At 40.8% G+C, this 26,241-nt stretch carries 20 protein-coding genes and 1 CRISPR repeat array; of the genes, 9 read left to right on the forward strand and 11 right to left on the reverse strand.

All coding sequences use genetic code 11. The features are described from left to right. Nucleotides 1-26: 26 nt before the first annotated feature. Entirely contained in the window at nt 27-839 is an 813-nt protein-coding gene (yaaA, locus tag AC2SLN_RS07730) for a peroxide stress protein YaaA (RefSeq protein WP_486550855.1), read from the reverse strand. Between the two features lie 452 nt (nt 840-1,291). Here yaaA and AC2SLN_RS07735 point away from each other — a divergent pair, with 452 nt between their 5' ends. From AC2SLN_RS07735 to AC2SLN_RS07750, 4 genes are all read left to right on the forward strand, one after another. Beyond that, a complete protein-coding gene (locus tag AC2SLN_RS07735; RefSeq protein WP_486550853.1) occupies nt 1,292-2,425 on the forward strand; it encodes a Re/Si-specific NAD(P)(+) transhydrogenase subunit alpha in 1,134 nt (377 codons plus the stop codon). 90 nt (nt 2,426-2,515) lie between these two features. Continuing rightward, nucleotides 2,516-2,899 (forward strand): proton-translocating transhydrogenase family protein, encoded by a 384-nt coding sequence (locus AC2SLN_RS07740; protein WP_486531429.1) that lies wholly within the window; start codon nt 2,516-2,518, stop codon nt 2,897-2,899. A 23-nt stretch (nt 2,900-2,922) separates the two neighbouring features. Continuing rightward, nucleotides 2,923-4,308: an NAD(P)(+) transhydrogenase (Re/Si-specific) subunit beta gene (locus tag AC2SLN_RS07745; RefSeq protein WP_486531445.1), complete on the forward strand. Its 1,386-nt coding sequence runs from the start codon at nt 2,923-2,925 to the stop codon at nt 4,306-4,308. A gap of 314 nt (nt 4,309-4,622) precedes the next feature. Further along, a complete protein-coding gene (locus tag AC2SLN_RS07750; protein WP_486550851.1) occupies nt 4,623-5,336 on the forward strand; it encodes a DUF3108 domain-containing protein in 714 nt (237 codons plus the stop codon). 105 nt (nt 5,337-5,441) lie between these two features. Here the strand turns inward: AC2SLN_RS07750 and AC2SLN_RS07755 are convergent, their stop codons facing one another. From AC2SLN_RS07755 to wrbA, 4 genes are all read right to left on the reverse strand, one after another. Continuing rightward, the gene (locus AC2SLN_RS07755; RefSeq protein ID WP_486550849.1) at nt 5,442-7,592 is read right to left on the reverse strand and encodes a TRAP transporter permease; all 2,151 of its coding nucleotides are present in this window, start codon (nt 7,590-7,592) and stop codon (nt 5,442-5,444) included. Nucleotides 7,593-7,676: 84 nt separating this feature from the next. Continuing rightward, entirely contained in the window at nt 7,677-8,693 is a 1,017-nt protein-coding gene (locus tag AC2SLN_RS07760; protein ID WP_486550847.1) for a TAXI family TRAP transporter solute-binding subunit, read from the reverse strand. Nucleotides 8,694-8,909: 216 nt separating this feature from the next. Then, a complete protein-coding gene (locus AC2SLN_RS07765; RefSeq protein WP_486550845.1) occupies nt 8,910-9,353 on the reverse strand; it encodes a hypothetical protein in 444 nt (147 codons plus the stop codon). A 6-nt stretch (nt 9,354-9,359) separates the two neighbouring features. Next, on the reverse strand, nt 9,360-9,995 hold the full coding sequence (gene wrbA / locus AC2SLN_RS07770) for an NAD(P)H:quinone oxidoreductase (protein ID WP_486550843.1): 636 nt from the start codon (nt 9,993-9,995) through the stop codon (nt 9,360-9,362). 165 nt (nt 9,996-10,160) lie between these two features. On the opposite strand from wrbA, the gene AC2SLN_RS07775 reads away from it, so the two are divergent. Both AC2SLN_RS07775 and AC2SLN_RS07780 read left to right on the forward strand, forming a co-directional pair. Further along, the gene (locus AC2SLN_RS07775) at nt 10,161-11,693 is read left to right on the forward strand and encodes a YihY/virulence factor BrkB family protein (protein WP_486550842.1); all 1,533 of its coding nucleotides are present in this window, start codon (nt 10,161-10,163) and stop codon (nt 11,691-11,693) included. Nucleotides 11,694-11,873: 180 nt separating this feature from the next. Then, on the forward strand, nt 11,874-12,434 hold the full coding sequence (locus AC2SLN_RS07780; RefSeq protein ID WP_486550840.1) for a hypothetical protein: 561 nt from the start codon (nt 11,874-11,876) through the stop codon (nt 12,432-12,434). A 28-nt stretch (nt 12,435-12,462) separates the two neighbouring features. Here AC2SLN_RS07780 and AC2SLN_RS07785 read toward each other — a convergent pair whose 3' ends face one another. Beyond that, a complete protein-coding gene (locus tag AC2SLN_RS07785; protein WP_486550839.1) occupies nt 12,463-13,056 on the reverse strand; it encodes a GNAT family N-acetyltransferase in 594 nt (197 codons plus the stop codon). Nucleotides 13,057-13,249: 193 nt separating this feature from the next. Between AC2SLN_RS07785 and ribF the strand changes: the two genes are divergently transcribed. Continuing rightward, nucleotides 13,250-14,431 (forward strand): bifunctional riboflavin kinase/FMN adenylyltransferase, encoded by a 1,182-nt coding sequence (gene ribF / locus AC2SLN_RS07790; RefSeq protein ID WP_486550837.1) that lies wholly within the window; start codon nt 13,250-13,252, stop codon nt 14,429-14,431. 178 nt (nt 14,432-14,609) lie between these two features. Here the strand turns inward: ribF and ald are convergent, their stop codons facing one another. Together ald and AC2SLN_RS07800 are read right to left on the reverse strand one after the other, a co-directional pair. Then, the gene (gene ald, locus AC2SLN_RS07795; RefSeq protein ID WP_486550835.1) at nt 14,610-15,722 is read right to left on the reverse strand and encodes an alanine dehydrogenase; all 1,113 of its coding nucleotides are present in this window, start codon (nt 15,720-15,722) and stop codon (nt 14,610-14,612) included. A 408-nt stretch (nt 15,723-16,130) separates the two neighbouring features. Next, a complete protein-coding gene (locus AC2SLN_RS07800) occupies nt 16,131-17,306 on the reverse strand; it encodes an NAD(P)/FAD-dependent oxidoreductase (protein ID WP_486550834.1) in 1,176 nt (391 codons plus the stop codon). Nucleotides 17,307-17,495: 189 nt separating this feature from the next. Between AC2SLN_RS07800 and AC2SLN_RS07805 the strand changes: the two genes are divergently transcribed. After that, nucleotides 17,496-18,776, forward strand: coding sequence for a BaiN/RdsA family NAD(P)/FAD-dependent oxidoreductase (locus AC2SLN_RS07805; protein WP_486550832.1), 1,281 nt, complete (start codon nt 17,496-17,498; stop codon nt 18,774-18,776). A gap of 130 nt (nt 18,777-18,906) precedes the next feature. Here AC2SLN_RS07805 and AC2SLN_RS07810 read toward each other — a convergent pair whose 3' ends face one another. Next, complete coding sequence (locus tag AC2SLN_RS07810; RefSeq protein ID WP_486550831.1) at nt 18,907-19,095, reverse strand: hypothetical protein; 189 nt, start codon at nt 19,093-19,095, stop codon at nt 18,907-18,909. 264 nt (nt 19,096-19,359) lie between these two features. Further along, a CRISPR array of direct repeats spans nt 19,360-23,533; the repeat unit is 28 nt; unit sequence CTTACTCACCGCATAGGTGGCTTAGAAA. Nucleotides 23,534-23,769: 236 nt separating this feature from the next. Between AC2SLN_RS07810 and AC2SLN_RS07815 the strand changes: the two genes are divergently transcribed. Further along, the gene (locus AC2SLN_RS07815) at nt 23,770-24,228 is read left to right on the forward strand and encodes a DIP1984 family protein (protein ID WP_486550501.1); all 459 of its coding nucleotides are present in this window, start codon (nt 23,770-23,772) and stop codon (nt 24,226-24,228) included. Between the two features lie 675 nt (nt 24,229-24,903). Here AC2SLN_RS07815 and AC2SLN_RS07820 read toward each other — a convergent pair. Both AC2SLN_RS07820 and AC2SLN_RS07825 read right to left on the reverse strand, forming a co-directional pair. After that, nucleotides 24,904-25,671: a hypothetical protein gene (locus tag AC2SLN_RS07820; RefSeq protein ID WP_486550503.1), complete on the reverse strand. Its 768-nt coding sequence runs from the start codon at nt 25,669-25,671 to the stop codon at nt 24,904-24,906. Nucleotides 25,672-25,748: 77 nt separating this feature from the next. Further along, complete coding sequence (locus tag AC2SLN_RS07825; protein ID WP_486550504.1) at nt 25,749-26,180, reverse strand: hypothetical protein; 432 nt, start codon at nt 26,178-26,180, stop codon at nt 25,749-25,751. Nucleotides 26,181-26,241: the final 61 nt, after the last annotated feature.

The raw sequence follows: 26,241 nt of genomic DNA on the forward strand, positions 1-26,241 counted from the left end.
CTAAATTGATAATAAAACCTTAATGGCTACTGATCCGCCTCGTTCCTTCTAAATGTCCACGTTTTATCATCCGATGCTTCTTCGACGTAGTAATACCCTGCTAAATCGAATTTCTTTAAGTCCTCTGCTTTAGTGACTTTATGATCGGCTGCATACTTTACCATCAAACCGCGTGCTTTTTTGGCATAAAAGCTGATGACCTTAAATTTGCCATTTTTTTCATCTTCAAAACGCGGCGTAATTATATCGGCTTCAAGCTCCTTCTTCTTAACCGACTTAAAGTACTCGTTGGAAGCTAGGTTAATGAGCACATTATCCTCACCTTGCTTGGCAGTATCTTGCATACGCTGATTGATAACATCAGTAATAAGCGTATCCCAAAACTCATATAGGTTATCGCCCTGCTCATTTTCAAGCTTAGTACCCATCTCCAAACGATACGGCTTAATTAAATCTAACGGTTTAAGCACACCATATAATCCCGATAGAATCCCAAGATGCTCGTTTAAATATACAACTGTCTCTTTATCCATATGATACATATCGAGGCCAGTATAGACATCACCATCAAATAGATAACCCGCTGGTTTGGCGTTATCATCATCAAAAGGCGCCTCTTCACTCCATGCCCACTCCTGGTTACGTTGGGCATTTAGCTGAGCTAGGTCATCAGATATGCTCATCAGCTGTTGTAGATCAGTCGGCTCTTTTGACTTTAAAACCTTCATAAGCTCTTGTGAATTCTCAATAAGCTCTGGTTGACTATAGTAGTTCCCGACCTTTACCGGTACATCATCGGTTTCGTTAAGGCTCTTTGCTGGAGATAATACAAAGTACATACACTGATCCTTATTCAAATGATTTTATTTAGACATTGTTATTAATTCTACTTTTTTTATCAGTACACAAGTGATTTGAATAATTTAAGCCTATCATAACTTTTGTTGAGCGAACAGTAATGATGCAATTGATTGGTTTTATAACTTAAATTTTACTAATTTCTATAAACCATATAATTCTGTTATGTGCTACTCTCTTGAATAATCGCTAAAAATGTTAATATTGTAACGTTAGTTTACTGGTCGGTCATAGTTCTGCAATGAAATCTTTTGATTTATCTCCCTATAATAAATATTATTGATGACTATATCTAAACCATTTATTAAATTGATAACCTTTGGTTCTACTTAAAGTAACCAGAGGTTTTTTATGAACTAATTTAACGGCATTAAAAATTTGGATGTGAATGCGTTAGAAATTTTAGATCAACTATACACAGCTAGGAGCGAATATGATAATAGGCACAACTCAAGCAAAACAGGCATTTGAAGGCCGTGTTGCGATCACTCCAGACTCGGTAAAAAAGCTTATAAAGCTTGGTCATGAGGTAATTATCGAAGCTGGTGCAGGCCAACATGCCTATTACGATGATACCGCTTATGCAAATGCAGGTGCTAAAATTGCTAGCGAGTCTGAAGTATTAAGCCAGTCGGAAATTATTTGTGTGGTACAGAATTTAACAGCTGAGCAAATTGCTCAGCTATTAAATGGCAGTATTGTTATTGGTATGCTGGACCCGTACCGTAATGACCAATTAGACGCCTACGCAAAGCAAGGGACTACGGCATTTGCAATGGAATTATTGCCCCGCACTTTATCGCGTGCTCAAAATATGGACGTCTTGTCCTCTCAGGCCAACCTTGCTGGTTATAAAGCGGTACTAATGGCAGCCAATGAATATGCCCGCCCCTTCCCAATGTTCATGACTTCTGCCGGCACCGTAAAACCAGCCAAAGTTATCGTACTTGGCGTCGGTGTCGCAGGCCTACAAGCCATTGCCACTGCTAGACGTCTAGGCGCTGTGGTAGAAGCCAGTGATTTACGTCCTTCAGTTAAAGATCAAGTTGAGTCTGTGGGAGGTAAGTGGCTTGATGTGCCGATGAGCGATGAAGAAAAAGAGAAAGCCAAATCTACAGGTGGCTACGCATGGACCCCTTCAGAACAATATATGAAAGACCAAGCTAAAGTTGTTGATAAAGCCGCATCTAATGCTGACATTATCATTACCACTGCACAGATTCCAGGACGAAATGCACCTCGCCTTATCCATAAAACAACTTTAGATAAAATGAAAGCTGGTTCAGTGATTATTGACATGGCCGCAAGCTCAGGTGGTAACGTTGAAGGTACTATATCTGGCAAAACAGTGGTAACGGAAAATGGTGTACGTATTGTTGGTGCCGCTAACATTCCAGCGACATTGGCCGCTCAATCCTCTGACTTGTATGCCAATAACTTAGTCAATTTTATTACCACACTATTTGATAAAGATAATGACAATGCTCTAGCGATTAATCTTGAAGATGACATTCAAGGTGCTTTGGCAGTAACCCATAATGGTGAAGTGCGTTTGCAGCGAAAATAAGGGATACATCCAACAACTGCTTTTACATATCATTAGTTTGATATTAAACGCTTACATACGGATATTTTAGAAAGAAATTAGGAGAACATTATGCTTGCTACAGTATTAGCAACCGCACCCTTGGGTGTGGCCATAACTGGTGGCACACCTTTTGTGGCAATATTTACCATTTTTGTACTTGCCATATTCGTGGGTTACTATGTGGTTTGGGGCGTTACACCAGCTTTGCATACGCCGCTTATGGCAGTTACCAATGCACTCTCAAGCATTGTGATTGTCGGTGCCATGATACAGACCATCTATATCGATGGTGGTGCTATTAGCGTCACCAGTTTATTAGGTGCATTTGCTGTCTTTTTAGCCAGTATTAATATTTTTGGTGGTTTTGCAGTAACCGAACGTATGCTTGCTATGTTTAAACCTAAAGATAAAAAGGTTAAACCTGTAGCAGATAGCAAAGGAGCAGACGCATGAACAACGTAGCTGATTTAACACAGATGAATTGGATTGCTGCTCACGCGGATTGGTTTTATTTAGTAGGTGCTATTCTTTTCATTCTTACTTTGCGCGGCTTATCAAGCCCTAAAACTGCCATTAGAGGTAACCGTTTTGGTATGGCTGCTATGGCAATTGCTGTATTGACAACCTTCTTTTTAGCAGAAGGCCCTGTCTTATGGTTGATTATTGGTGCGATGATATTAGGCGCATTGGTTGGTATTTGGAAAGCAAAAACAGTGGCTATGACTCAAATGCCAGAAACCGTGGCTCTAATGCATTCTTTTGTTGGCTTGGCAGCGGTGGCTATCGCACTTGCTACTGTATTAAATACAACACACGAACACAGTACGATTGCGCGTGTTGAGCTATTTATTGGCTGTTTTATTGGTGCTATTACCTTCTCAGCTTCAGTATTTGCTTTTGGTAAACTGGCGGCTAAAAAATGGGCAAAAACAATTAGCGGAGCATGGGTTAAACCGGTTCAGCTAATCTTATTTATTGCGATGATAGCTTTCGGCGGCGTGTATTTTGTTAGTGAATCTATGCCAGCATTTTATGCGATGACCTTATTGGCTGTTGTCTTTGGATGGATGTGGATTGCGCCTATCGGTGGTGGCGATATGCCTGTCGTAGTGTCTTTACTTAACTCCTTCTCTGGTTGGGCTGCAGCTGGCATTGGTTTTACCTTAGGAAACTCAATGCTCATTATTGCTGGCTCTTTAGTGGGTTCTTCAGGGGCTATTTTATCTTACATTATGTGTAAAGCCATGAACCGATCACTACTTAATGTATTGTTTGGTGGTATGGGTACCGCTGCGGTAACGGCCGGCGATGATGATGGTGTGCCTAAAACTTATAAATCAGGATCTGCTGAAGATGCCGGCTTTTTAATGAGTAATGCCAGCGATGTTATTATCGTACCTGGTTATGGTATGGCTCAAGGGCGTGCTCAAAATGCGGTAAAGGAGCTTTATGAGTTACTCAAAGAAGAAGGCGTCAATGTTCGTTTTGCTATCCACCCTGTTGCCGGTCGTATGCCCGGTCATATGAATGTATTACTTGCCGAAGCTGACGTACCTTATGATGATATCTTAGAGATGGATGAGATTAATTCAGATTTCCCAAGTACGGATGTTGTATTAGTGATTGGGGCAAACGATGTTGTTAACCCTTCTGCTAAAGATGACCCTAACTCCCCTATTTTTGGTATGCCTATTTTAGATGCGTCTAAGGCACAAACAGTTATGGTAATAAAACGTTCTATGAGTACTGGCTACGCTGGCCTTGATAACCCTTTGTTTTACCTAGATAAAACGATGATGATTTTCGGCGATGCGAAGAAAATGGTTGAAGAAATGCTGCGTACTATTAATGGAAGCCACTAAATTAAACTGAAATAGTCAGTTATAGCCAAACCAGTTTTGAATAATTACAGCTTTAAGATCCCTTGCAGTAAAACTTGGTACACTTGTACTCACTTGCTTGATATCCACTTTAAAACTGGTTGACTATAGCTTCGTTAATAACTATAGCTTCGTTAAAAAAAGGCGACGATGTCGCCTTTTATGGTTTCTAGTAGTTATGCAATAATTGCCTTAGAAAGAATTATTCACAAAAACTAATCAATACATGCCTTGGAAATAAGACAAACTACACTTATAAATAATATCAGTTAAAGATGTAATGTAAGGATAAATACATGTTAAATGAACTAACGAGTAGACAATTTAAAAAAGCAGCAACTGGCGTGGGCTTAGCCACAGTGACTGCTTTAACCTCGAGTGTAGCTATGGCGGCATCACTAGCGCCGTCTACTGCTGATTATAGTTTTACCGTTGAAGACAAGTATAAAGGGTCTGCCACTCGCCGCTTAACTAAATCTGGTGATACATGGCATTATAAAGTGAATGCAAGAGTGGCTGGTGTGGCTTCCGCATCTCAAAATAGTACTTTTACTCTAAATGGCAACAAAGTAATACCTTCAAGCGCCAGTACTTCTTATAAACTATTTGGTGTTGGCCGGACTCACAATATAAGGTTTAGCTCTGCCGGCAAAAAGGTTAAAAGCACCTATAAGGGAAAAACAAATACGTTTGATGCCCCTAACAGAGCTTTTGATGACTTGAGTCTAGAGGCACAAATTAGACAAGACTTAATGAGTGGTAAGTTTTCTGGCAACTACTACATGGTTAAAAAAGATAAAATTGAAAAGACACCTTTTAGAAAAGCAGGCAACACAAAAATCACGGTTCCAGCAGGTACTTTTAACACCGTTCGAGTTGATCGCGTGCATGAGTATAAAGACCGCTCTACCAGCTTTTGGTTAGCACCTGAATTAGACTACTTACCCGTTAAAGTTATACAGAATAACGATGGTAAAAAGATGGAAATGCAACTGACAAAAGTGCGTTAATTTTTAGTTGATGCTAGCTAAGCAATATTTTAATGGTCTATCAACCAAAAGCCCTACCTTTTTAGGTAGGGCTTTGTTATGCGAACATGATTAAGTCACTTCAACTTAAACTGGCTTCAGTCTATTGAGTTGTGATTTATGGACTTTCATATGCCTAAAATATATTGCGCCATAAATAGCCAAACCTATCAAATAGCTAATGTATTCATGCGGCAAACTCAGTACTTCCATGACAATATTGGGTATCATCATTAATAAGGTTACCAAAATTAGCAAAGCAATTTCGAGCCAGTTAGTTTGTACACGCACCCACCTTTGTGTTGCAGATGAGAAGGCCAACATACCTAAAACTGCCATACCAAAAATTAAAGCGATTTCAAATGGATTAGTGATCCACTGCCAACCAGAGGGATCTTTTGGATTAGCAGGATCAACACCATCAATCAACAGTAGCTTACTATTAAAGAAAAACATAAAGGGTAAGATGGCTGTACGGATATCATATGCAAAGCCTTGCAACCCTGTTTTGATTGGGTCAGATTTGGCAATACCTGCTGCCGCATAAGCCGCCATACCAACGGGCGGGGTGTCATCGGCTAAGATCCCAAAATAAAAAACAAATAAATGAGCGGCAATAGCAGGCACCATATAACCCAAATCGCCACTTAATCCAAGAATTACTGGAGCTGTCAGCGACGCCATAACGATATAGTTTGCCGTTGTTGGTAAACCCATACCCAAAACAAGTGAAACAATGGCTGTAAGCATAAGCACTGCTAAAATATAGCCACCTGATAACACCTCAATAACATCTGCTAGGATAAGCCCAATACCAGTAATGGTTACAGACCCTACAACGATACCTGCCACACCTGTTGCAATGGCAATAGGTACCATGTTTTTAGCACCATTGATCATGCCAGATAGAATATCAACAATAGCTGTTTTTGTGTTATCTACAAAGCTGGTACCTGTTTTAAAATAGATAGATTTAATAAACGGCTGGACAACCATAATCGCCATTAACACTAAAATACCGTTAAATGCTGCACGCTGTGGCGACATACGAAGCACAACTAATGTGTACATGAGATAGAATACAGGCAGTAGGAAATGTAGACCGCTGACAAACACCGTCCAAACTTTAGGCAAGCGATCTTTAGCCTCACCTTTAATACCTAGTTTTTTTGCTTCCAAATGCACAATATAAAATAGCGCAATATAGCTCACAAAAGCAGGAATAGCCGCTGCCATAATAACGCCAGCGTAGTCCATGCCTAAAAACTCAGCAATGATAAACGCTGCCGCGCCCATGATGGGAGGCATAAGCTGACCATTAGTTGATGCTGCCACTTCAACCGAAGCGGCTTTGTGCGCTGGAAACCCAAGACGCTTCATCAGAGGAATGGTAAACGTACCTGTCGTCACTGTATTCGCAATCGAAGACCCAGAGATGATACCCATCATCCCTGATGCAGCAACTGAAGCCTTAGCAGGGCCACCATCGAAACGGCCAAGCGCGGCATATGCCAAATCAATAAAGTATTTACCCGCCCCTGCACGCTCAAGCAAAGCGCCAAACAGGACAAATAAGAACACATAGCTGGCACTAACCCCAAGCGGTACACCGAAGATACCCTCTGTGGTTAGAAACATCTGCCCCATCATTTTTTTAACGCTAGCGCCTTGATGTGAAATCATGTCTGGCATAAACTGCCCAAACTTCACATAACCTAAAAACGCAATAGCGATAATAGCCAGTGCAGGCCCTAACGCTCGTCTAGAAGCCATTAACAGCAATATGATGCCAGCAATAGCAACATAGACATCTACAGGTAGCCAAGCCCCTGAACGGGAGTTGAGCTCGTTATAGAATATAAAGATGTATAGTGAAGTGCCCGCGGCGGCAATGGCGAGTGCATAGTTCCATATCGGAATACTGCTCATCGTTTTTTTGGTACGAAACATGGGGTACATGAAAAATGTCAGCACTAAGGCAAACGCTAAATGTATCGACCGTACAAAAACGTCATTAACAGGTAGTAATACGACATATAGTTGAAAAAATGACCAGAAAAAAGCAATAAAACCAATTAGCCTATGGCCAAAAGAATCAATAGGTAGAACCCTTTTGCCCTCTAGTACATCGGCTACATCGATTTCTGCATTATTAATATCATTGTCAGCGGTTGTGTTAATGGCGTTATCAGCAGTTGCACTGATATCAGATTCCGTTTGAGGTTTGTTTTTATTCATGGTGCTCTCCACATAATTTTCTAAAAAAATAAGCACAGATAAATTACCTGTGCTTATTAATCAGACTACGACATCATGAACGAATTAAGAGGCAGGCGCTGCTGCAACAGCAATGCCAGCTTTTTCAAACACAGCCACTGCCGCTGGATGCTGAGGAATCGCTAAGCCTTCTAATAAAGACTCTTTAGTAATGTTTTTATAAGCAGGATGAGACTCTTTAAACTCATCAAAGTTGTCTAAAATTGCTTGAGTGATGGTTGCTACCGCATCATCAGCCATATTTTCACGAGTCACTAGAACCGCTTTTACACCCAAGCTTGGTACGTCTTTTTCAACGCCTTCGTAGTATTCCGCTAAGATTGTACCTTTAGCATAGTAAGGGTTGTCAGCAACTAGCTTGTCAACACCGGGACCTTCAATGGGCACAAGGTTAATTTTAACTGAATTAGCTGCGTCTTTGATGTTGGCTGTTGGATGACCAACCATATAGAAGTAACCATCAACTTTATTATCTTTAAGCATGGTTGGGCCTTCAGAAGCCTTTAGCTCATTAGCAAAAGCCAAATCATCGATACTAATGCCGCTTGCTGCAAATACGGCTTCAGCAGTCATGCGGTTACCACTACCTGGTACATCAACGTTAATTCTTTTACCTTTCACGTCTTCAAGTTTTTCAATACCAGAATCTTTACGAACGATTAATGATAACAATTCAGGATAAATAGCCAATACACTACGTAACTCTTTAACAGGTGCATCCGCAAATTTACCTTTACCATTTAAGGCTTGGTAAACGGTATCACTTTGAGCAATACCAAAATCAAGCTCGCCGGCTTTGATCGTATTAACGTTATAAACTGAACCACCTGTGGATTCCACTGAACAGCGAATTGGAGATTCAGCAGCTTTAACCATACGGCAAATAGCACCACCAGTGGGGTAATAAGTACCAGTAACACCGCCTGTACCAATAGTAATAAACTTAGTAGCGCTTTTGTTTGCCTCGCCATCAGCAGTTGAAGTCTCTTCAGCTGGCTGTGAACAGCCTGTTACCATAAGTACAGATAATGCTGCAGCGGTTAATGAAGGTAATAATTTCATAACTAATGTTCCTAGTTGCCATAAGGTCTTTTGCAGTAACAAATATTAGACCTTTAATCCATTAAAAATTCTAATAACTAATTCATTAAAATTTATTCATTACTTTGTAACAATAAGTCAATCCTATTATATTTGTATGTACAAGTCTAGTAATACACAGATAAAAATCGCACCATACCGTCACATTTTGGCAACATTTAACGGTATGAGATTGAATTAATGTGGTTTGTTCATTGATGGCAGGACTTTCAGTAGTTTAAATAACCATATATTAATCAGAGCTAACAATATCGTATCAAGTAGATATACCCACCATAAACTAATACCATTATCGTAAAATCTGGAAAACAAAGTCACGCCACTTGCGCCTAAATATAGTAAAGTCACCATGCTGCCAAGTAGCAGGGCATAAGGCGATTTTCCTTTTATGACCCAAGGAGTAAACAAGAAAGCAGGGACTAGCCACATTATCTGCCAAGCAATACCCCCTATCATATTAGGCTGAGTAGATAAAAGCGTAGCCAGCAAAACTGGAAATACAATGCTACGATATCCAATCCAAACTAGCCACGCACAACGGAGCTGCCGTTGAAATTTAGCCATTTCAACAAAATTGCTTACATGAGGCTTCACGTTTTTTGAATGTTCGTGTGTGGACATTTATTCTTACCACTGAGTATTTGAAAGTGTTCTGGCCGTTTTAGCCAAACGCCTACCTTGTGCCACAGCCAATGCACGTTCATCTGCAGTGACTGGCTCATCATGAGAAGCACCACTAACATGAGTAGCGCCATAAGGCGTGCCGCCTCTATTGGTTCTATTTAATGCTGGCTCAGCATATGGTAGCCCAAGCAGCATCATACCGTGATGCATTAATGGCATCATCATAGTTAACAAGGTGGTTTCTTGCCCGCCATGCATCGAACCCGTACTGGTAAAAACGCAAGCTGGTTTGTTTTGCAAGTCTCCAGCCAACCAAATGGTTACGGTATTATCCCAGAAGTGCTTCATAGCGGCTGCCATATTACCAAAATGAGTTGGGCTACCTAAAGCCAGGCCCTGACAGTTTTTCAGATCATCCATAGTACAGTACAAATCGCCTTCATCAGGTATGGCGGGTTTACTTGCAGTAGTTTCTGTCGCCACTGTGGGTACGGTACGGATTCGAGCAGTCAATCCTGCTTCTTCGATGCCTTGAGCAATAGCATATGCCAACTCTTTGGTGGTGCCATATTGCGAATAATATAAAACCAATACGTAGTTCGAATTTGTTGAACTCAAAGGAGATGTTATGTGCGTCATAAAATAATTTTCCAATTTTAAATTTTAGAAACTGAGAGCAAGTTATCACATTAATAGTAATTACATTAATGTAGTTATCATAGCATTTTGAGAGATATAATCTGCACCTATAGTGACTCAAATTTTGTTAAACTACTCTAAACATTTACGGTGTAATGATACAGCATGACAAACTTGCTTAAGAAGCTGCCTTTTTATGACAGCACATGGTTCAACTTTTTGCGTTTTTTGATACGTCATTTCTTAGAGGATAACTGTCAACAAAAAGCAGCCTCTTTAACTTATACAACACTGTTATCTCTGGTGCCTATGATAACGGTACTGTTGATGATTTTGTCATCAGTGCCCGCACTAGAATCAGCACGTGAACAGATTTATGACCTTATTTTCAGTAACTTAATGCCGCAGTCCAGTGTCCAAGTTAGTGGCTATATTAATGATTTTGCAGAAAAATCCAGCAATTTAACTGCCATTGGTGCTATGGTTTTATTCCTCACCACAATTATGACTCTGACTACTATTGAAAGAGCTTTTAATCAAATTTGGCGGGTTGAAGATCGCTCTGGGGGACTCAAAAGTATTTTACGGTATTGGACTATTGTAACCCTTGGCCCTTTAGTCCTTGGTACGGCATTTATCGTATCCAGTGCAGTGCAAAGCTTAAGCTTTTTAAATCAGCAAGTTGGCGGATATGGTATTGACTGGTCTTTTTGGGTACAACTGATTTCATTTGGTATTACTATTGCTGGATTCATTGGCATGTATTGGTTTATACCTAAAGCTAAAGTTCCTATTAAAAATGCAGCGGTTGCAGGTGTTTTTATTGCTATTACGTTTGAACTATTAAAGCTTACCTTTGGTACGGTAATGAGCAACTTTACCAGTTATGAGGCAATTTATGGTGCATTTGCAGCCTTACCAATTTTTCTGTTGTGGATTTACTTATCGTGGAATCTTATCTTGTTGGGTGTCGAGATCAGCTATACCTTAACAATTTTTGCAACGGGTGAAGTATACCCTCGCCACCCTCTGCTTAGCTTATTGGATATGCTAAACCTCATTTATACCAGCCATCAAAAAGGCAGTTCAGTAAAAGAGCAGGAGCTTCGCGATGTACTGGGTCGAAAAGAGTTACCCAAATGGTATACCTATTTAAACTATCTTAAAGACAGTGATTTAATCACAGTAACAGAGTCAGAGGAATATGTGCTCAAAAAAGACTTAAGCAAAATGACATTGTGGGACTTTTACCGAACACTGCCTTATCCCCTTCCTATTAAAGATGAGCTAAATGAAATAACAAATACCAATCTGCAATGGTTAAATCTTTTAGCGGAGCGTTTTGTACATACTGAAACATGCGCCAAACACGAGCTTGATATCCCATTATCAAAAATTTTCGAGAACAGTAGTCCACGAGATAAGACCGCAAAAGGTAATACAATGCCTCATAAACACGTTAAGCGTGAGTACAACCACTTGAATGGGCATTTTGATGCCGAAGCATTTGATCGGGAAGCAAATATTGTTGAGGACAACCACAATAAAGAGGCCATAATTCCACCTAACTCAGACTTAGATAAATCAGATTTAGCAACAAATGCAGAGTCTAGACAGACAAAAAGATCAGGGTTATTCGCAATTTTGGGTCATCACGACAAGCCGGTCATAACTGAAGAGGACAACCCTAATAAATAATAGTATTGTCAAAACCATGAATATATATTTCCAACCCATAGATACACTAGCGTAAGAAATAAGGGTATAAAGGGTATAAACTCTATGACTAACTTGATTTAATAAGAGCCGCTTATTAAATAAAACTAAACATATAAATGGATAGTTAAAGGTGTAAGCTTTAAGAAATAAGGAATTATCATGTCAAACAGAGCCAGAACATCTCCGCAAAAGGTTATACTTACACTATTGTTAGCGGTGACAGCTTTATGCTTAGTAGTATCTTGCGAACACTCAAGCTCAGAGACAGAAACGGCAAATCTAGACATTGATGATGCTACTACCTTAAGCGTTAATTCCGCAGATAAAGATGTTTTGACTGCTAACTCAGGCCATACTTCAGATCCTAGCAAATTTGGGGTTCATCCGAGCATTGTTAGCAGTGACGTGTCAAATATTAGCGAAGGATCACCTGAAGCGGTATTATCCAGAGCATTAAACACCTTATATTATGGTAATGCTAAAGATGCCGCCATTTATTACCAAACCTCAATGCCTGACTTTGAGGAGCAGTTAGAGAATACTCAAGAAGCCTTCCAAAAGACGGTAAGAAAAATCAACATAAACGAGATTGTTTATAATGACGACAAAACTGCCGCAACGCTTAAAGGACAAATCTCCCTAAATGGGGTGGAACAAACTGATTACGCTGAATTTGACTTAGAAAAAGTAAATGGCGTTTGGATGCTCCTAACTGAGTAGGCGTTTGATTGGAATAAGAATAGAAGGCTTACCCGTTATTTTGCTTTCCCATAATAATAACATCTGCAAGAAAATCGCCCATATCGCAAACTTTTGGTAGTCTGCCCCACGTTTCAAAGTCAAACCTCTGGAATAAATTAATACTTGGCTTATTATGAGCAAAAATTAAGGCAATGACATTATGTATTCCGAGCTTAGGCGCTTGCTCTAACATCCATTTTAGCAATAAGCTTGCTAGCTTACGTCGATGATACTTATGCGATACGTAAATACTAATCTCGCTACTGATATGATAGGCAAAGCGACTCTTATAGTCACTAAAGCTTCCCCATGCCATCAACTCTCCTGCTCTATTTTTGATAACATATATAGGTCGTGCAGGATTGTTTAAGTGTTGATCAAACCAATCTTGTCTTTCTATTACTTTGATAGGTTGCAAATCTGCTGTGGCTATTTTTGAGGTAATATTTTCATTATAAATTGCCACAATGTCTGCTAAATCCTTTGGCTTAGCCAGTGTAATGAATATATCGCTATCACAACCATCTTTCATTCTGACTGGCATTATTTGATCTGTACGCTCATCGAATGCTTCAATACCCGTTCTATTTTGTTTATTCATATTTATTAAAACTCACATTTAATGCTTTAAACCAATATCATTCATAATTCTTGCCTATTTTACATTATAATGGGTGCCAATATCTTTACCAGAAACTTGATAGGCTGCGTTGAACACGTCTAAATTAAATAGTTAAAAAGACTGTTTTTAGCGATACACCATGCTTTAATTCTTCTTTATCAGTAACCAATATATGAAAATAATCTTTTTAAATTCGGCCGAAATAACTACCCTGACTAAACATCCACAGGATCTGCCTGCCAGCATCCTTACTATTGGGAACTTTGATGGGATTCATTTGGGTCATCAAGCTATGCTCAACCAGCTTAAAGAGACCGCTAAGCAACAAGAGCTTGCCTCGATGGTCATGATATTTGAGCCCCAGCCTCGTGAATATTTCGCCCAATTAAAAGGCGACCCCCAGTTAGCGCCTGCCCGCCTTACCTCGCAAGACGAGAAACTTGCTTTGCTAAAGGCATTTGCCATTGATATCGTCGTCGTGGCAACATTCGATACCTCCTTTCGATCACTATCTGCCAGTCAATTTGCTGATATGCTAATTAATACACTTAACGTCAAGCGTTTGGTATTGGGTGATGATTTTCGTTTTGGTAATGATCGCACAGGGGATAGTGAGTTTTTGCGCCATTATGGTCTGCCCGTGACTAATCTACATACGATTACAGATACCTATGTAACGGACATTGTGACGGATACAGATAAAACAGATATTCAGGTTACAGACAACGACACAACAGATATTCATAGCACTGCCATCAAAGATCGCAATGTAGATGCCAACTCATATTTAAATGACAGTAATGAGCCTAGAGATGATCGTATTAGCTCAACCCGAATAAGAGAGTTATTAAGCTTAGGTCATCTTAAAACAGCCAACCGTTTGTTGGGGCGTGACTATAGTATCATTGGTAAAGTAATCGAAGGTGATCAGATAGGTAGAACCCTTGACTTCCCAACGGCAAATATAGCGCTAAACCGATTACTGCCCGCACTACATGGTGTGTATGGAGTCGATGTGGTGGCACTTGATGATACTGGAAACACCATAGCCAATGCCTTTCAAAGTTTAGCAACTGATAATAACTTTGGCATTGCTGGGTTTCGTCCCCACAGTCTATTTGGTGCGGCTAATATTGGCTTGCGTCCCTCTATTGAGAAGCCTCATGATTGGAGATTGGAAGTTTTTTTTCCAGAGTTTTCTGGCAATCTGTACGGAAAAACACTTGCCGTTAGATTCCTACATCATCTGCATGATGAGCGCAAATACGAGGGGTTAGCAGCGCTAAAAGCAGGCATACAACAAGATGTAACAGATTTAATTGCTTGGCGCAGGAATATTCTCCAACCAATATAGGACTATTCTTTAATCAGTAGTCTGACCTAGACGTATCCTATCGTCTTTATACGGCAAGCAAACTTCAATACTGACTTACTGAATTGAACAGTAACGCTTCCTCCTCTATAAAAAACAAAAAGGTCGAACCTATTTTAGATTCGACCTTTCTAGAGCATGTTAAGTTAGACAGTCTTGTTTATAACAAAGACTTGACCTCAACATAGTCATAGCCTAGAGACTCCGCTACACCTTTACAAGTTACGTTACCATTTAAAGTATTAAAGCCTTTTAGTAATGCTTCGTCATCAATACACGCTTGTTTGTAACCCTTATCAGCCAATGCCAGAGCATACGGTAAGGTTACATTAGATAAGGCAATGGTTGAGGTACGAGGCACAGCGCCTGGCATGTTAGCCACCGCATAGTGAATAACCCCGTGTTTGACATAAGTAGGATTATCATGGGTTGAGATACGATCGGTAGTCTCGAAGCAGCCGCCTTGATCAATAGCAATATCAACAACCACACTGCCCTCACTCATTGACGCAATCATCTCTTCGGTAACGAGTTTCGGCGCAGAGGCCCCAGGAATCAATACCGCACCAATCACTAAGTCACTCTCTTTCACGCAGTTGGCTAAGTTAGTAGGATTTGACATCAAGGTTTGGATTGTGTTACCAAAAAGCTCTGACAACTCTTTTAAGCGTTTAGGATTTAAATCTAAAATTGTTACGTCCGCACCTAGCCCTACTGCCATTTTGGCTGCTTCAGTGCCAGAAACACCGCCCCCCAAAATAGTGACCTTAGCTTTTCTCACGCCAGGTACACCGCCCAATAGAATGCCCTTGCCACCATAAAACTTTTGCAAAAATTGCGCACCAATTTGAGTGCTCATTCGTCCAGCAACCTCACTCATTGGTGTCAATAATGGCAAGCCGCCATCACGTGTCTGAACCGTTTCATAGGCAATAGCATTTACTTTTTTCTCTATCAAAGCTTCAGTCAACTTAGGTTCAGCAGCGAGATGCAAGTAAGTAAACAAAGTTTGATTTTCTTTAAAATATTTATATTCTTGTGCAATTGGCTCTTTAACCTTGATGATCATTTCGTTGTCCCATACCGTTTCGGCATCGGGTACAATGACTGCGCCTGATTTTTTATAATCTTCATCACTAAAGTGAGAGCCCGTACCAGCACCTGTCTCTACAAAAACCTCATGCCCTCGTTTTACTAAAGCGTCGACACCACTTGGTGGTAATCCAACACGGTTTTCATTATTTTTGATTTCTTTTGGAATACCAATTTTCATTCTAGTCTCCTTGCAGATAATTGCAAAAATCCCTTTAAACGTTGCCTTTAATACTGTGACAACTCCCCAATAACTTTAGGTCATAAACCGTATAAATAAAAGCTACTGAAGGATTTTAGCAGGGATTTACCTTAGAAGGATAATTGAGTGTATAAACTAAAAATAGATTTTATTTCTACAAAACTCATTATAAATTGCGCCACTTTTCTCTCTTTTTAGCCTATAGTCAAAGAAGTCTAAAATGGTTACAAGGCAACCGAGTGCAAGTACTACTGGAGTAGGCTTAACGAGGTTAACGCCGTAACCGTTTAGTAGTTCGCTGACTATACCAAAAAGGCAAAAACAATCGCATTCAATAATGCTAACTATGAAAGCTCAAAACTATGTTTAGCTACGTTTTAAAACGGCTTATAGGATTAGCTGTACCACGTTGCTAGCAGCCTCATAACAGCTTTCTATACGTCCCTCCCCGCACCAATCTCCGGTAACAATCCATTGCTTTTTGGCATCCACATAGGCCAGTGACTTGGTGCTCAAATCTTTCGAATCTGACAGTTCGGTAGCAGCAAAGCGCCAACGATGACAATCAAGGTGGGCGGGATAAGTTGACTCATTGAAGCCTAAGACAGCTTTTACTTCCGCCAACATAATGGCTTTAACATCGTCTATCTCATCATCCACATATTGCTCCGCCCATTTATTATTAGCATGGATGGTAACACTGGGTAATACGGCAGTGCGTGACGGCTTATTGTGCTCAATAAATACCCTACTAAGTACTGTTTGCTGTAGCTGCTCTGTATCAACAGTCAAAACATCCCACTGCACCTCTCTTAAGGTAGGCGGTAGCGCATCTGCTGTTTCCCAACCAAGCATTAAGGTGTAGCAAGCCAGCATTTTATGCTGTGATATAGCGGCAAAATGTTCGAACTCAGTATCCGCAACCAATTCGATCGCTTGCCTTTGTGGTGCCGTACAAATAACCCAATCGAAGCTGCCTAATAAGTGCCCCTTGTCATCATTTAAAACCGTCTTGCCCTTTTCAAGGGTAGCCTTAGCCAGTGGCGCTACTCGGGTTTTAAATCGAATGGTGGTATGGCTTAGTTTATTGGCTATCTGTCTGCCCCAACTGGTCATTTTTGGGCTACTGATAAATCGAGGTTGCTTTAGATCATCCCATTTATCTGACAATTCTATTTTTAATGATTCATTTGTTACATTACTGCTGAATCTTGCGGTTTGTGCCTGCCACGGCTCTACCACGCCATGATCGATCCAAGGCTTTAAATACGTTTGAAACGCTTGCGTTTTGGCGGTAAAAAATTGTGCGCCAAAATCAAACTGCCAACATTTTTGTGTATCCTCTGCTCGCAGACCATGGCTACTCTGTGGTGTTTCATAGCGAGTCGCCAAGCGCCCTACTCCAGCAGATTTTTCAAAAATAGTAATCTTAAAATTGCGCTTAGTGGCAATAAGTGATTGTTCCAGTAAATCTGCCGTTATAAGACCCGTTAAGCCGCCGCCAATAATAGCGATTTGCAAGGTTGATTCTGAGTGTGTTATAGACGATATAGAGGTGGACATATTCGGATAATCCAGTAGTTTCAATAACCCGTATTGTGACAAACAACACTCATATTGGCTAGCTTTGAATCTGGCAAACGTTGATTTACTGAGTGGAATGACAAAAGAATGACACTTAAACACCCAAGCTTGTATAATCTTCACACAATAACAATACGATAGAATGCCACTAATAAATAAGCCCTTTATATGATTAAGTCCACACAGAATACCTCAAATTCAAGCCTAGCAACTGTGTCTGCCCCACACTCAAATATATCAGGTCAGCAGGTAGATGCACTCATCATTGGGGCTGGCGCATCAGGGTTATACTGCGCCTTTACAGCAGGTCAGCGTGGACGCTCGGTTATGGTCATTGACCATGCCAATAAAGCGGGGAAGAAAATACTGATGTCAGGCGGAGGACGCTGTAACTTTACCAATTATGTGGTCGAACCAGAGCACTTTATCGGCAGCAACGCTCATTTTTGTAAATCTGCCCTAACACGATACAACCCGTGGGAGTTCATTGGCTTAGTCGAAAAACATGGCATCCCCTATCACGAGCGCGAGCATGGACAATTGTTCTGCGACGACTCCTCAAAAGACATCTTAAATATGCTACTGGACGAGTGTGCCGAAGCTGGGGCTAAAGTACAATTAAAAACCACGGTCACCGCTATCAAGCCTATCAAACAAAACGAGGCGTCACAAGGACAAGGCTTTCTCGTTGAAACCTCAAAAGGTACTTTTCGATGTGCATCCTTAGTTATTGCAACTGGCGGATTGTCCATTCCAACGATGGGCGCCACAGGATTTGGCTATGAGGTTGCCACCCAATTTGGGCATAATATCTTATCCACGTCGGCAGGCTTAGTGCCCTTTACCTTTACCGGAAAAATTGGCGAAACAATTGCATCCCTGTCTGGTATTAGCTTAGATGTGGTGGCATTTAATGAGCGCATTGCCTTCCCTCGCCCTATGTTATTTACGCATAGAGGACTGTCTGGACCTGCGATGTTACAACTCTCTAACTACTGGGAGGTAGGCGAATCCATCCACATTAATCTGTTACCCAATATTGATGTCAGTGCCTTACTGATTGACGCTAAATCTAGTCACCCCAAACAGCTGATTCGCAGTGCCTTAGCCGAACATTTCCCTAAGAAACTACTGATGGCATTGCAAGACTTGCATTGGTCTGATGTCAAAGACAAAGAAATTGCCAATATTAAAGATGAAACATTAGAGGATATTGGCGATAAAATAAACAATTGGACGATTAAACCCTCAGGCACAGAAGGCTATCGCACCGCAGAAGTGACCCGTGGTGGCGTCAATGTTGACGAAGTGTCTTCCAAAACCTTTGAGAGCAAGCTTCAGCCGAACTTATACTTTATAGGCGAAGTATTGGACGTCACAGGCTGGCTTGGTGGATATAATTTTCAATGGGCTTGGGCTAGTGGCAAAGCGTGTGGCGAAGTGGTTTAGCGAAGATATCGTCAAACCTACTTTATAGTATGCTCAACGTGTAGCGTGGGTGCAATGAAATGAAACCCACGGCTTAAGTGTTGACTGACATAATCAGCGCAACACTTAACTTATCTATCATTCCAACGTTCTATGTTTTCAAAGTTTTCACGATATTAATAGTGAAGCTAATCCTGCTCTGCGCTTGTATCTGTCTTGCTAATGGCGTGCGTACTAACGTGTCTAGATGAATTGCTGTTGCCTCGACACCTCCTCTAGCCACAGTCCGCAACGCCATTATCTGCGACAGGATACCGCTACTATCAGGGCTAGCGGTCACATTGGATTCTTGCTAGTATTTATCGTGATTTGAATTAGGTTATCTAACCGTACTCTAAAATTTAATGCTAATAACTAACGGCTCAGTTTCATTCAATGAATCAATAATACTGATGAAAAATTTGGGATAAAATCCCTTTTTCCTTACTATTTAAAAAATTACTTTAAAATCAATAGGTTATAACAGGCCTAAAAATAGAGGGTAAAAATAGGTTTTTTGCCCTCTAGGCTTTGCTATAATTGAATTGTTCGAGGATTAATTCCTCTTACTCACCGCATAGGTGGCTTAGAAAAGATAGCAGCGCTTTTAGCGCTTGAAGGCGCTCTTACTCACCGCATAGGTGGCTTAGAAACTCATCAATAACATGAGGGTAACTCACGAGACCTTACTCACCGCATAGGTGGCTTAGAAACCATGTTTTAAATTGGTTAATACCAATTTCGTCTTACTCACCGCATAGGTGGCTTAGAAATTCTAAATCTTCATTTTTACTATTTTCAGCTTCTTACTCACCGCATAGGTGGCTTAGAAAAAACAAGCGGACTAATAAGACACTTATTTCAGCTTACTCACCGCATAGGTGGCTTAGAAATATGACAAAACTATATTTAAAAAAATTGCGTCCTTACTCACCGCATAGGTGGCTTAGAAAAATGCACACAAGCCCATAATTTTGACCTATGACTTACTCACCGCATAGGTGGCTTAGAAATGCAACTTCTGAACCGATAATTTGCTTAGATTCTTACTCACCGCATAGGTGGCTTAGAAATTTCGGAGCTAATGCGCATCCTGTACCGTTAACTTACTCACCGCATAGGTGGCTTAGAAATGTACCGTTAATAACTATTTGAACTTTATCACCTTACTCACCGCATAGGTGGCTTAGAAAAGTTAGGGGGCAGTAGTAGCCCGTCTTTAAACCTTACTCACCGCATAGGTGGCTTAGAAACACTCGTGTGGCCGTAGGTCGCCAATATTACCCTTACTCACCGCATAGGTGGCTTAGAAAAAGCCTACGCAGATGGCGCCTTTGATATTTCGCTTACTCACCGCATAGGTGGCTTAGAAAACCATGAGGTACAGCCGGAACGTGTCCTAATTCTTACTCACCGCATAGGTGGCTTAGAAAATTTAGCAATTGCGGGGGCCTGACTCGCGGTTCTTACTCACCGCATAGGTGGCTTAGAAAGATCTGGCGCTAGTGCCTGAGCATAGCGCGGACTTACTCACCGCATAGGTGGCTTAGAAAAATCGTCATCAGTCGATTAACGCAAGTGTCGGCTTACTCACCGCATAGGTGGCTTAGAAATTTTACCTAGTTGATGGTTATAGTCTATGTCGTCTTACTCACCGCATAGGTGGCTTAGAAATGACGCATAGCCTGTTACCAGTGCATACCTGCCTTACTCACCGCATAGGTGGCTTAGAAATCTTAGCGGCAGACAAATTTACGGACAATGAACTTACTCACCGCATAGGTGACTTAGAAAATGTAGCGACCCAAGGCTTTGGATATATTGTTCTTACTCACCGCATAGGTGACTTAGAAATGCAATTGCTGGTCGTTATGATGATTTTGAAACTTACTCACCGCATAGGTGACTTAGAAAAAACGCTAATATTGAGCTTGTATCTATTGACACTTACTCACCGCATAGGTGACTTAGAAATTAGCAATATCATGCAAGCGCTTCGCTTCAGCCTTACTCACCGCATAGGTGACTTAGAAAATCAAGCCGTTTATCGCTATCACTATCTAGGCCTTACTCACCGCATAGGTGACTTAGAAAATGTTCATTCATTGATATTGTTGTTGGATTTTCTTACTCACCGCATAGGTGGCTTAGAAACGCTCTATCGAAAATCATACGAGCAGTTAAATCTTACTCACCGCATAGGTGGCTTAGAAAATCTTCGAGCATATTTCGAAGTGGACTATTAGCTTACTCACCGCATAGGTGGCTTAGAAATTAATTTTAGATTTAAGCCCTACGTTTATTTCCTTACTCACCGCATAGGTGGCTTAGAAACAGTGAAAAGTACGGCGTTATTTTTGTCAATGCTTACTCACCGCATAGGTGGCTTAGAAAAATCATGACAACAAACAAGGGTTATACAGTCTCTTACTCACCGCATAGGTGGCTTAGAAACCATCGCTAAGAGCGGGTCGCATTGTAGATACTCTTACTCACCGCATAGGTGGCTTAGAAAGCCATACTTTTGTTTAAGTTCTATTCTCTGCTCTTACTCACCGCATAGGTGGCTTAGAAAGGGTATTGATCCGTTATATCCAGAAGCTGTCGACTTACTCACCGCATAGGTGGCTTAGAAAGTTGACGAAAAGCCGTTAGTGGGAATGTTTAACTTACTCACCGCATAGGTGGCTTAGAAAACAGGCAGGACACACTTTAATAAACGTTTCCCCTTACTCACCGCATAGGTGGCTTAGAAAACCTCTAGTGCGTATAGCTTTTCTTTATGTTCCTTACTCACCGCATAGGTGGCTTAGAAAAGATAAAGCTTGCCAAACTATGTACGGTGGCTCTTACTCACCGCATAGGTGGCTTAGAAAATAATAAGAATATTGAACTACTAAGGATTTCTCTTACTCACCGCATAGGTGGCTTAGAAAGCCAGGGCAGCATACGCAAAGGCTACTATCGAACTTACTCACCGCATAGGTGGCTTAGAAATAAACACCCCGATATGCGTACCGTTTACTTCCCTTACTCACCGCATAGGTGGCTTAGAAAAACGCGCGACGCGGCAGTTAAGCGCGGCAGTTCTTACTCACCGCATAGGTGGCTTAGAAATTCATCAGCGGGTACGTGGGGCGGTATAACTTCTTACTCACCGCATAGGTGGCTTAGAAATTCATCAGCGGGTACGTGGGGCGGTATAACTTCTTACTCACCGCATAGGTGGCTTAGAAAAAAGTAAAACCCGAAATCTAAGTCCACACTAACTTACTCACCGCACAGGTGACTTAGAAAACTGATAAAAGCTTTTGGTTATACTCTTTCTTCTTACTCACCGCACAGGTGACTTAGAAAACTCAAGGATTAAGGCTATTAAAACGCCCGACCTTACTCACCGCACAGGTGACTTAGAAATCAGAATCTGCTTGGGCATCCATTACTGTAAGCTTACTCACCGCACAGGTGACTTAGAAACTAAACGGGCTATTGCCGTACCCTCTTTAACTCTTACTCACCGCACAGGTGACTTAGAAATTTAGTCAAGATGGTTTAAGTGCCGTTAACTTCTTACTCACCGCACAGGTGACTTAGAAATGTTAAAACTGAAAGCCCTCGTAATGATGTCACTTACTCACCGCACAGGTGACTTAGAAATTTTCATAAAAGCGACAATATTTACCAGACGCCTTACTCACCGCACAGGTGACTTAGAAAATACGTTCCAAGAACGAAACCATTAGAACTAACTTACTCACCGCACAGGTGACTTAGAAATACAAACGGGATGCCCACTAAAGCGTTATAAGCTTACTCACCGCACAGGTGACTTAGAAATTCTGCTGTGGGGAAGTAACGAGAACTGGAATCTTACTCACCGCACAGGTGACTTAGAAAACTGATAAAAGCTTTTGGTTATACTCTTTCTTCTTACTCACCGCACAGGTGACTTAGAAAACTCAAGGATTAAGGCTATTAAAACGCCCGACCTTACTCACCGCACAGGTGACTTAGAAATCAGAATCTGCTTGGGCATCCATTACTGTAAGCTTACTCACCGCACAGGTGACTTAGAAACTAAACGGGCTATTGCCGTACCCTCTTTAACTCTTACTCACCGCACAGGTGACTTAGAAATTTAGTCAAGATGGTTTAAGTGCCGTTAACTTCTTACTCACCGCACAGGTGACTTAGAAATGTTAAAACTGAAAGCCCTCGTAATGATGTCACTTACTCACCGCACAGGTGACTTAGAAAACCGCCAAAGAACGACTTAACAGCACCGCCCACTTACTCACCGCACAGGTGACTTAGAAAATTAGAAGTAACCAACGATATTTGGTCGCCCTCTTACTCACCGCACAGGTGACTTAGAAATGCCATGCCGTGCTGTAGATACTCAAGATACTTCTTACTCACCGCATAGGTGGCTTAGAAAAACAAACAGAGCAAGCAATGTTAAAATTGCAACTTACTCACCGCATAGGTGGCTTAGAAATTTGGCTCTAGCTACTGCTTTAGCTGCTGCTACTTACTCACCGCATAGGTGGCTTAGAAACTAGACTATCCAAGAACTGAATACTGATATCAGCTTACTCACCGCATAGGTGGCTTAGAAACACAGTCGCACCGCATGAATTCAATTCTTTAGCTTACTCACCGCACAGGTGACTTAGAAATCTGCCGCTAGGTTATATCGACACACCTGATGCTTACTCACCGCATAGGTAACTTATGAGCAGCGTTAAAAAATTGCACTGCAATTTTAGCTGCGTAAGAGAAAATCCCTTACTTACAGGGGACTTTCTGAGAGTTATACTTACATAATGAGTTTTAAAAGATATATCATTACATAGGTAACTTATTTAACACTAAATAGTGTTGGTGTTCTCAACAAAATTGACATACTCTCCTCTAATTATCCATCATATATCTTATGATAAAGGGTTGAACATTAGACAATTTAGGAATAAAAATGAAACTTGCAGAAGCCTTGCTTATCCGAAGCGATATGCAAACCAAACTTGCCCAGTTAAAAGGGCGTATAATCAATAATGTTAAAATACAAGAAGGCGATACGCCAAGTGAAGATCCGAGTGAACTGATGCTTGAGGCCAGCCAGATCATAACAGAACTGTCTATGTTAATTGAACGTATTCATCGCACTAATGCCGTAGCCAAGACTGATAAAGGTCAGTCAATGCTAAGTTTATTAGTACAGCGTGATACGCTCGAGATGCGTCATAAGCTACTCATTGATACCATAGAAGCAACCCGTAATGACGAGCAACGTTATAGTTATCGTGAGATTAAATGGCATGTGATTTTGTCTGTTTCTGCACTGCAAAAGCAAGCCGATGACATTGCCATGAAGTTACGCAACATTAATTTGGTTATTCAAGCCAATAATTGGCAGATTGATTTGGTTGAATAACCACCTGAATACAGATGTAATATCTATTACACTATTAGCCGTTACAATCTCAATAATAATCTTATAAACCAGTATCTACAGTTTGTAAGGTCGCCTCCTAGCTTTGTAGAATAAAGATTGAGAGAGATTGTATAGTAGCAAACCAGTTTGGAACCGACTGGGCGAGTGTCAGACCCCGCATGTTCGACAGCAGGGGGTTGAAAATATACTGCAGTGGTCATATACGTCGTGGGCAGGCGTTTTACGCACTCCTTATGCCCTGTACTTATGACATATTACAAGGTACTTATGACACCTTATTACCAGACACTGACGGTCGGTTTCAATTTTATATTCATAGTCGTACCACTCTTAAAGTGTTACAGCGTTAAGTTCACTAAGCCTACAACTGTAATACTTCTGCTCGCTTGCCTTGTATCACTTCTAAAATTGATTGACTTCATCTATACAGCAAGCACATGATGCAACCGCTAGCCACTATTGCAGCGGTATACTGCTGGTGTAGGCGTCTTGCGGTGGTAACTTTGTAGGCTTTACTGTCAACCAATTTAAGGTTAACCAAGCTACTTGTAATTTATAAAATTATTCTAGAGTTAAGCCATTGCTTACGCATAATTGGCACTGTTGATGATGAAAAACCCCCTGACTTTAGCTTATGAATACAGGTTCTCAAACTTAGTTTGTGATTAAGCTTTCATCGACTACTTCATCAATACTGTAGGTGGTTTGGGCAATAGGCTGTAGCTCTGAATTAAATTGATAAAAACGCACATCATAGCTGCCTACCTGCCACCCATCACTAGGGACGAAGCTTACCCAATTTTGGTTACTATTAGCTGAGATATTCTTTTTCTCAAACAACAATACCTGTCCGGTTTGGTTATTTACCCATTTAATAAACACATATTTATCAGCTGGAACCTGACCATTGGTATCTAAATGGGCATAAATCTTAGCAAACTTTGTCACACGACTGGTATTTTCACTAATCTCAGGCATGACAAAATGGAAACTGATTTTTGCGGTTCCAATTAGAGGCTGCGTGTCATTCGGAGTATAGAGCTCTTCAATAGCCCGCTCTGCAAAACGTCTTTTGTCTTGTATGGCATCCGCAGCTTCTGGTGCCATAAATCGATTGACATATTCTGAGAGGACATAGTCAGGCATGGCATCTATCAGTTGTTTTGCCTCTTTCTCTGAGTATGTTTTGATCGTAAGCTTTTGTTGTTGTGCTTGGCTGATTATCTCATTTTCAAGGCTGCTGTTATTATTAGTCGGCAATGTTTCTTGATTGTTGTCTAAGGAACTCGATTGAATACTATTGGTATTCTCTACGCTCATAATCGCATCCATTCGCTGCTTGCTCATGGCGATATAGGTAACCAAGCCACCAAATATAAAAGCCGTTAGAACCGTAGAGAGGTAGAAAATTTTATTTTTCATATAGACATATCGTAAGTGAAATTAAAAAAGGTACAATCAATTTGATGTACCTTTTAATAAAACAATGAGCTGTCATCTTAACGACAAGCGAGCATATAGCCATTCAAGTTAATTTTGCCACTGGTAGCTTGCAAACCATTACTAAGGACTGCTGTGCCATTGGTAAGGCAATCAAATGTTGCCTCTTTGCCACCATTCAAGAAATCTAATGACACAAGGCAAGAACTACCTTTTTTACCATAAACGTTTTTGCCGTCTGTCTCACAAGCGTTATCTTTATTTGGGTTATTAGGTTCAACTGGAGTAACTTTTTTGTCGGTTAACTCGCAGCTCATTGCACAGGTATTATCATCTGTACAAGAATCCAATGCAGCTTTACTTGGACAAGTATACTTGTTGCCATTTACTAAGGTTTTAGTGCCTTCAAACGATGAACTTTCACTGCTACCACCACAAGCAGTCAAAGCCAATGCTGAACCAATAACCACTAGACTAAGAACATTTTTCATAACGAATTCCTTAATAGAATATATATTGTATTTAAGTTAAAAAAAGATACTCTTTTGATTA

This window comes from Psychrobacter sp. CX90, from assembly GCF_057396305.2.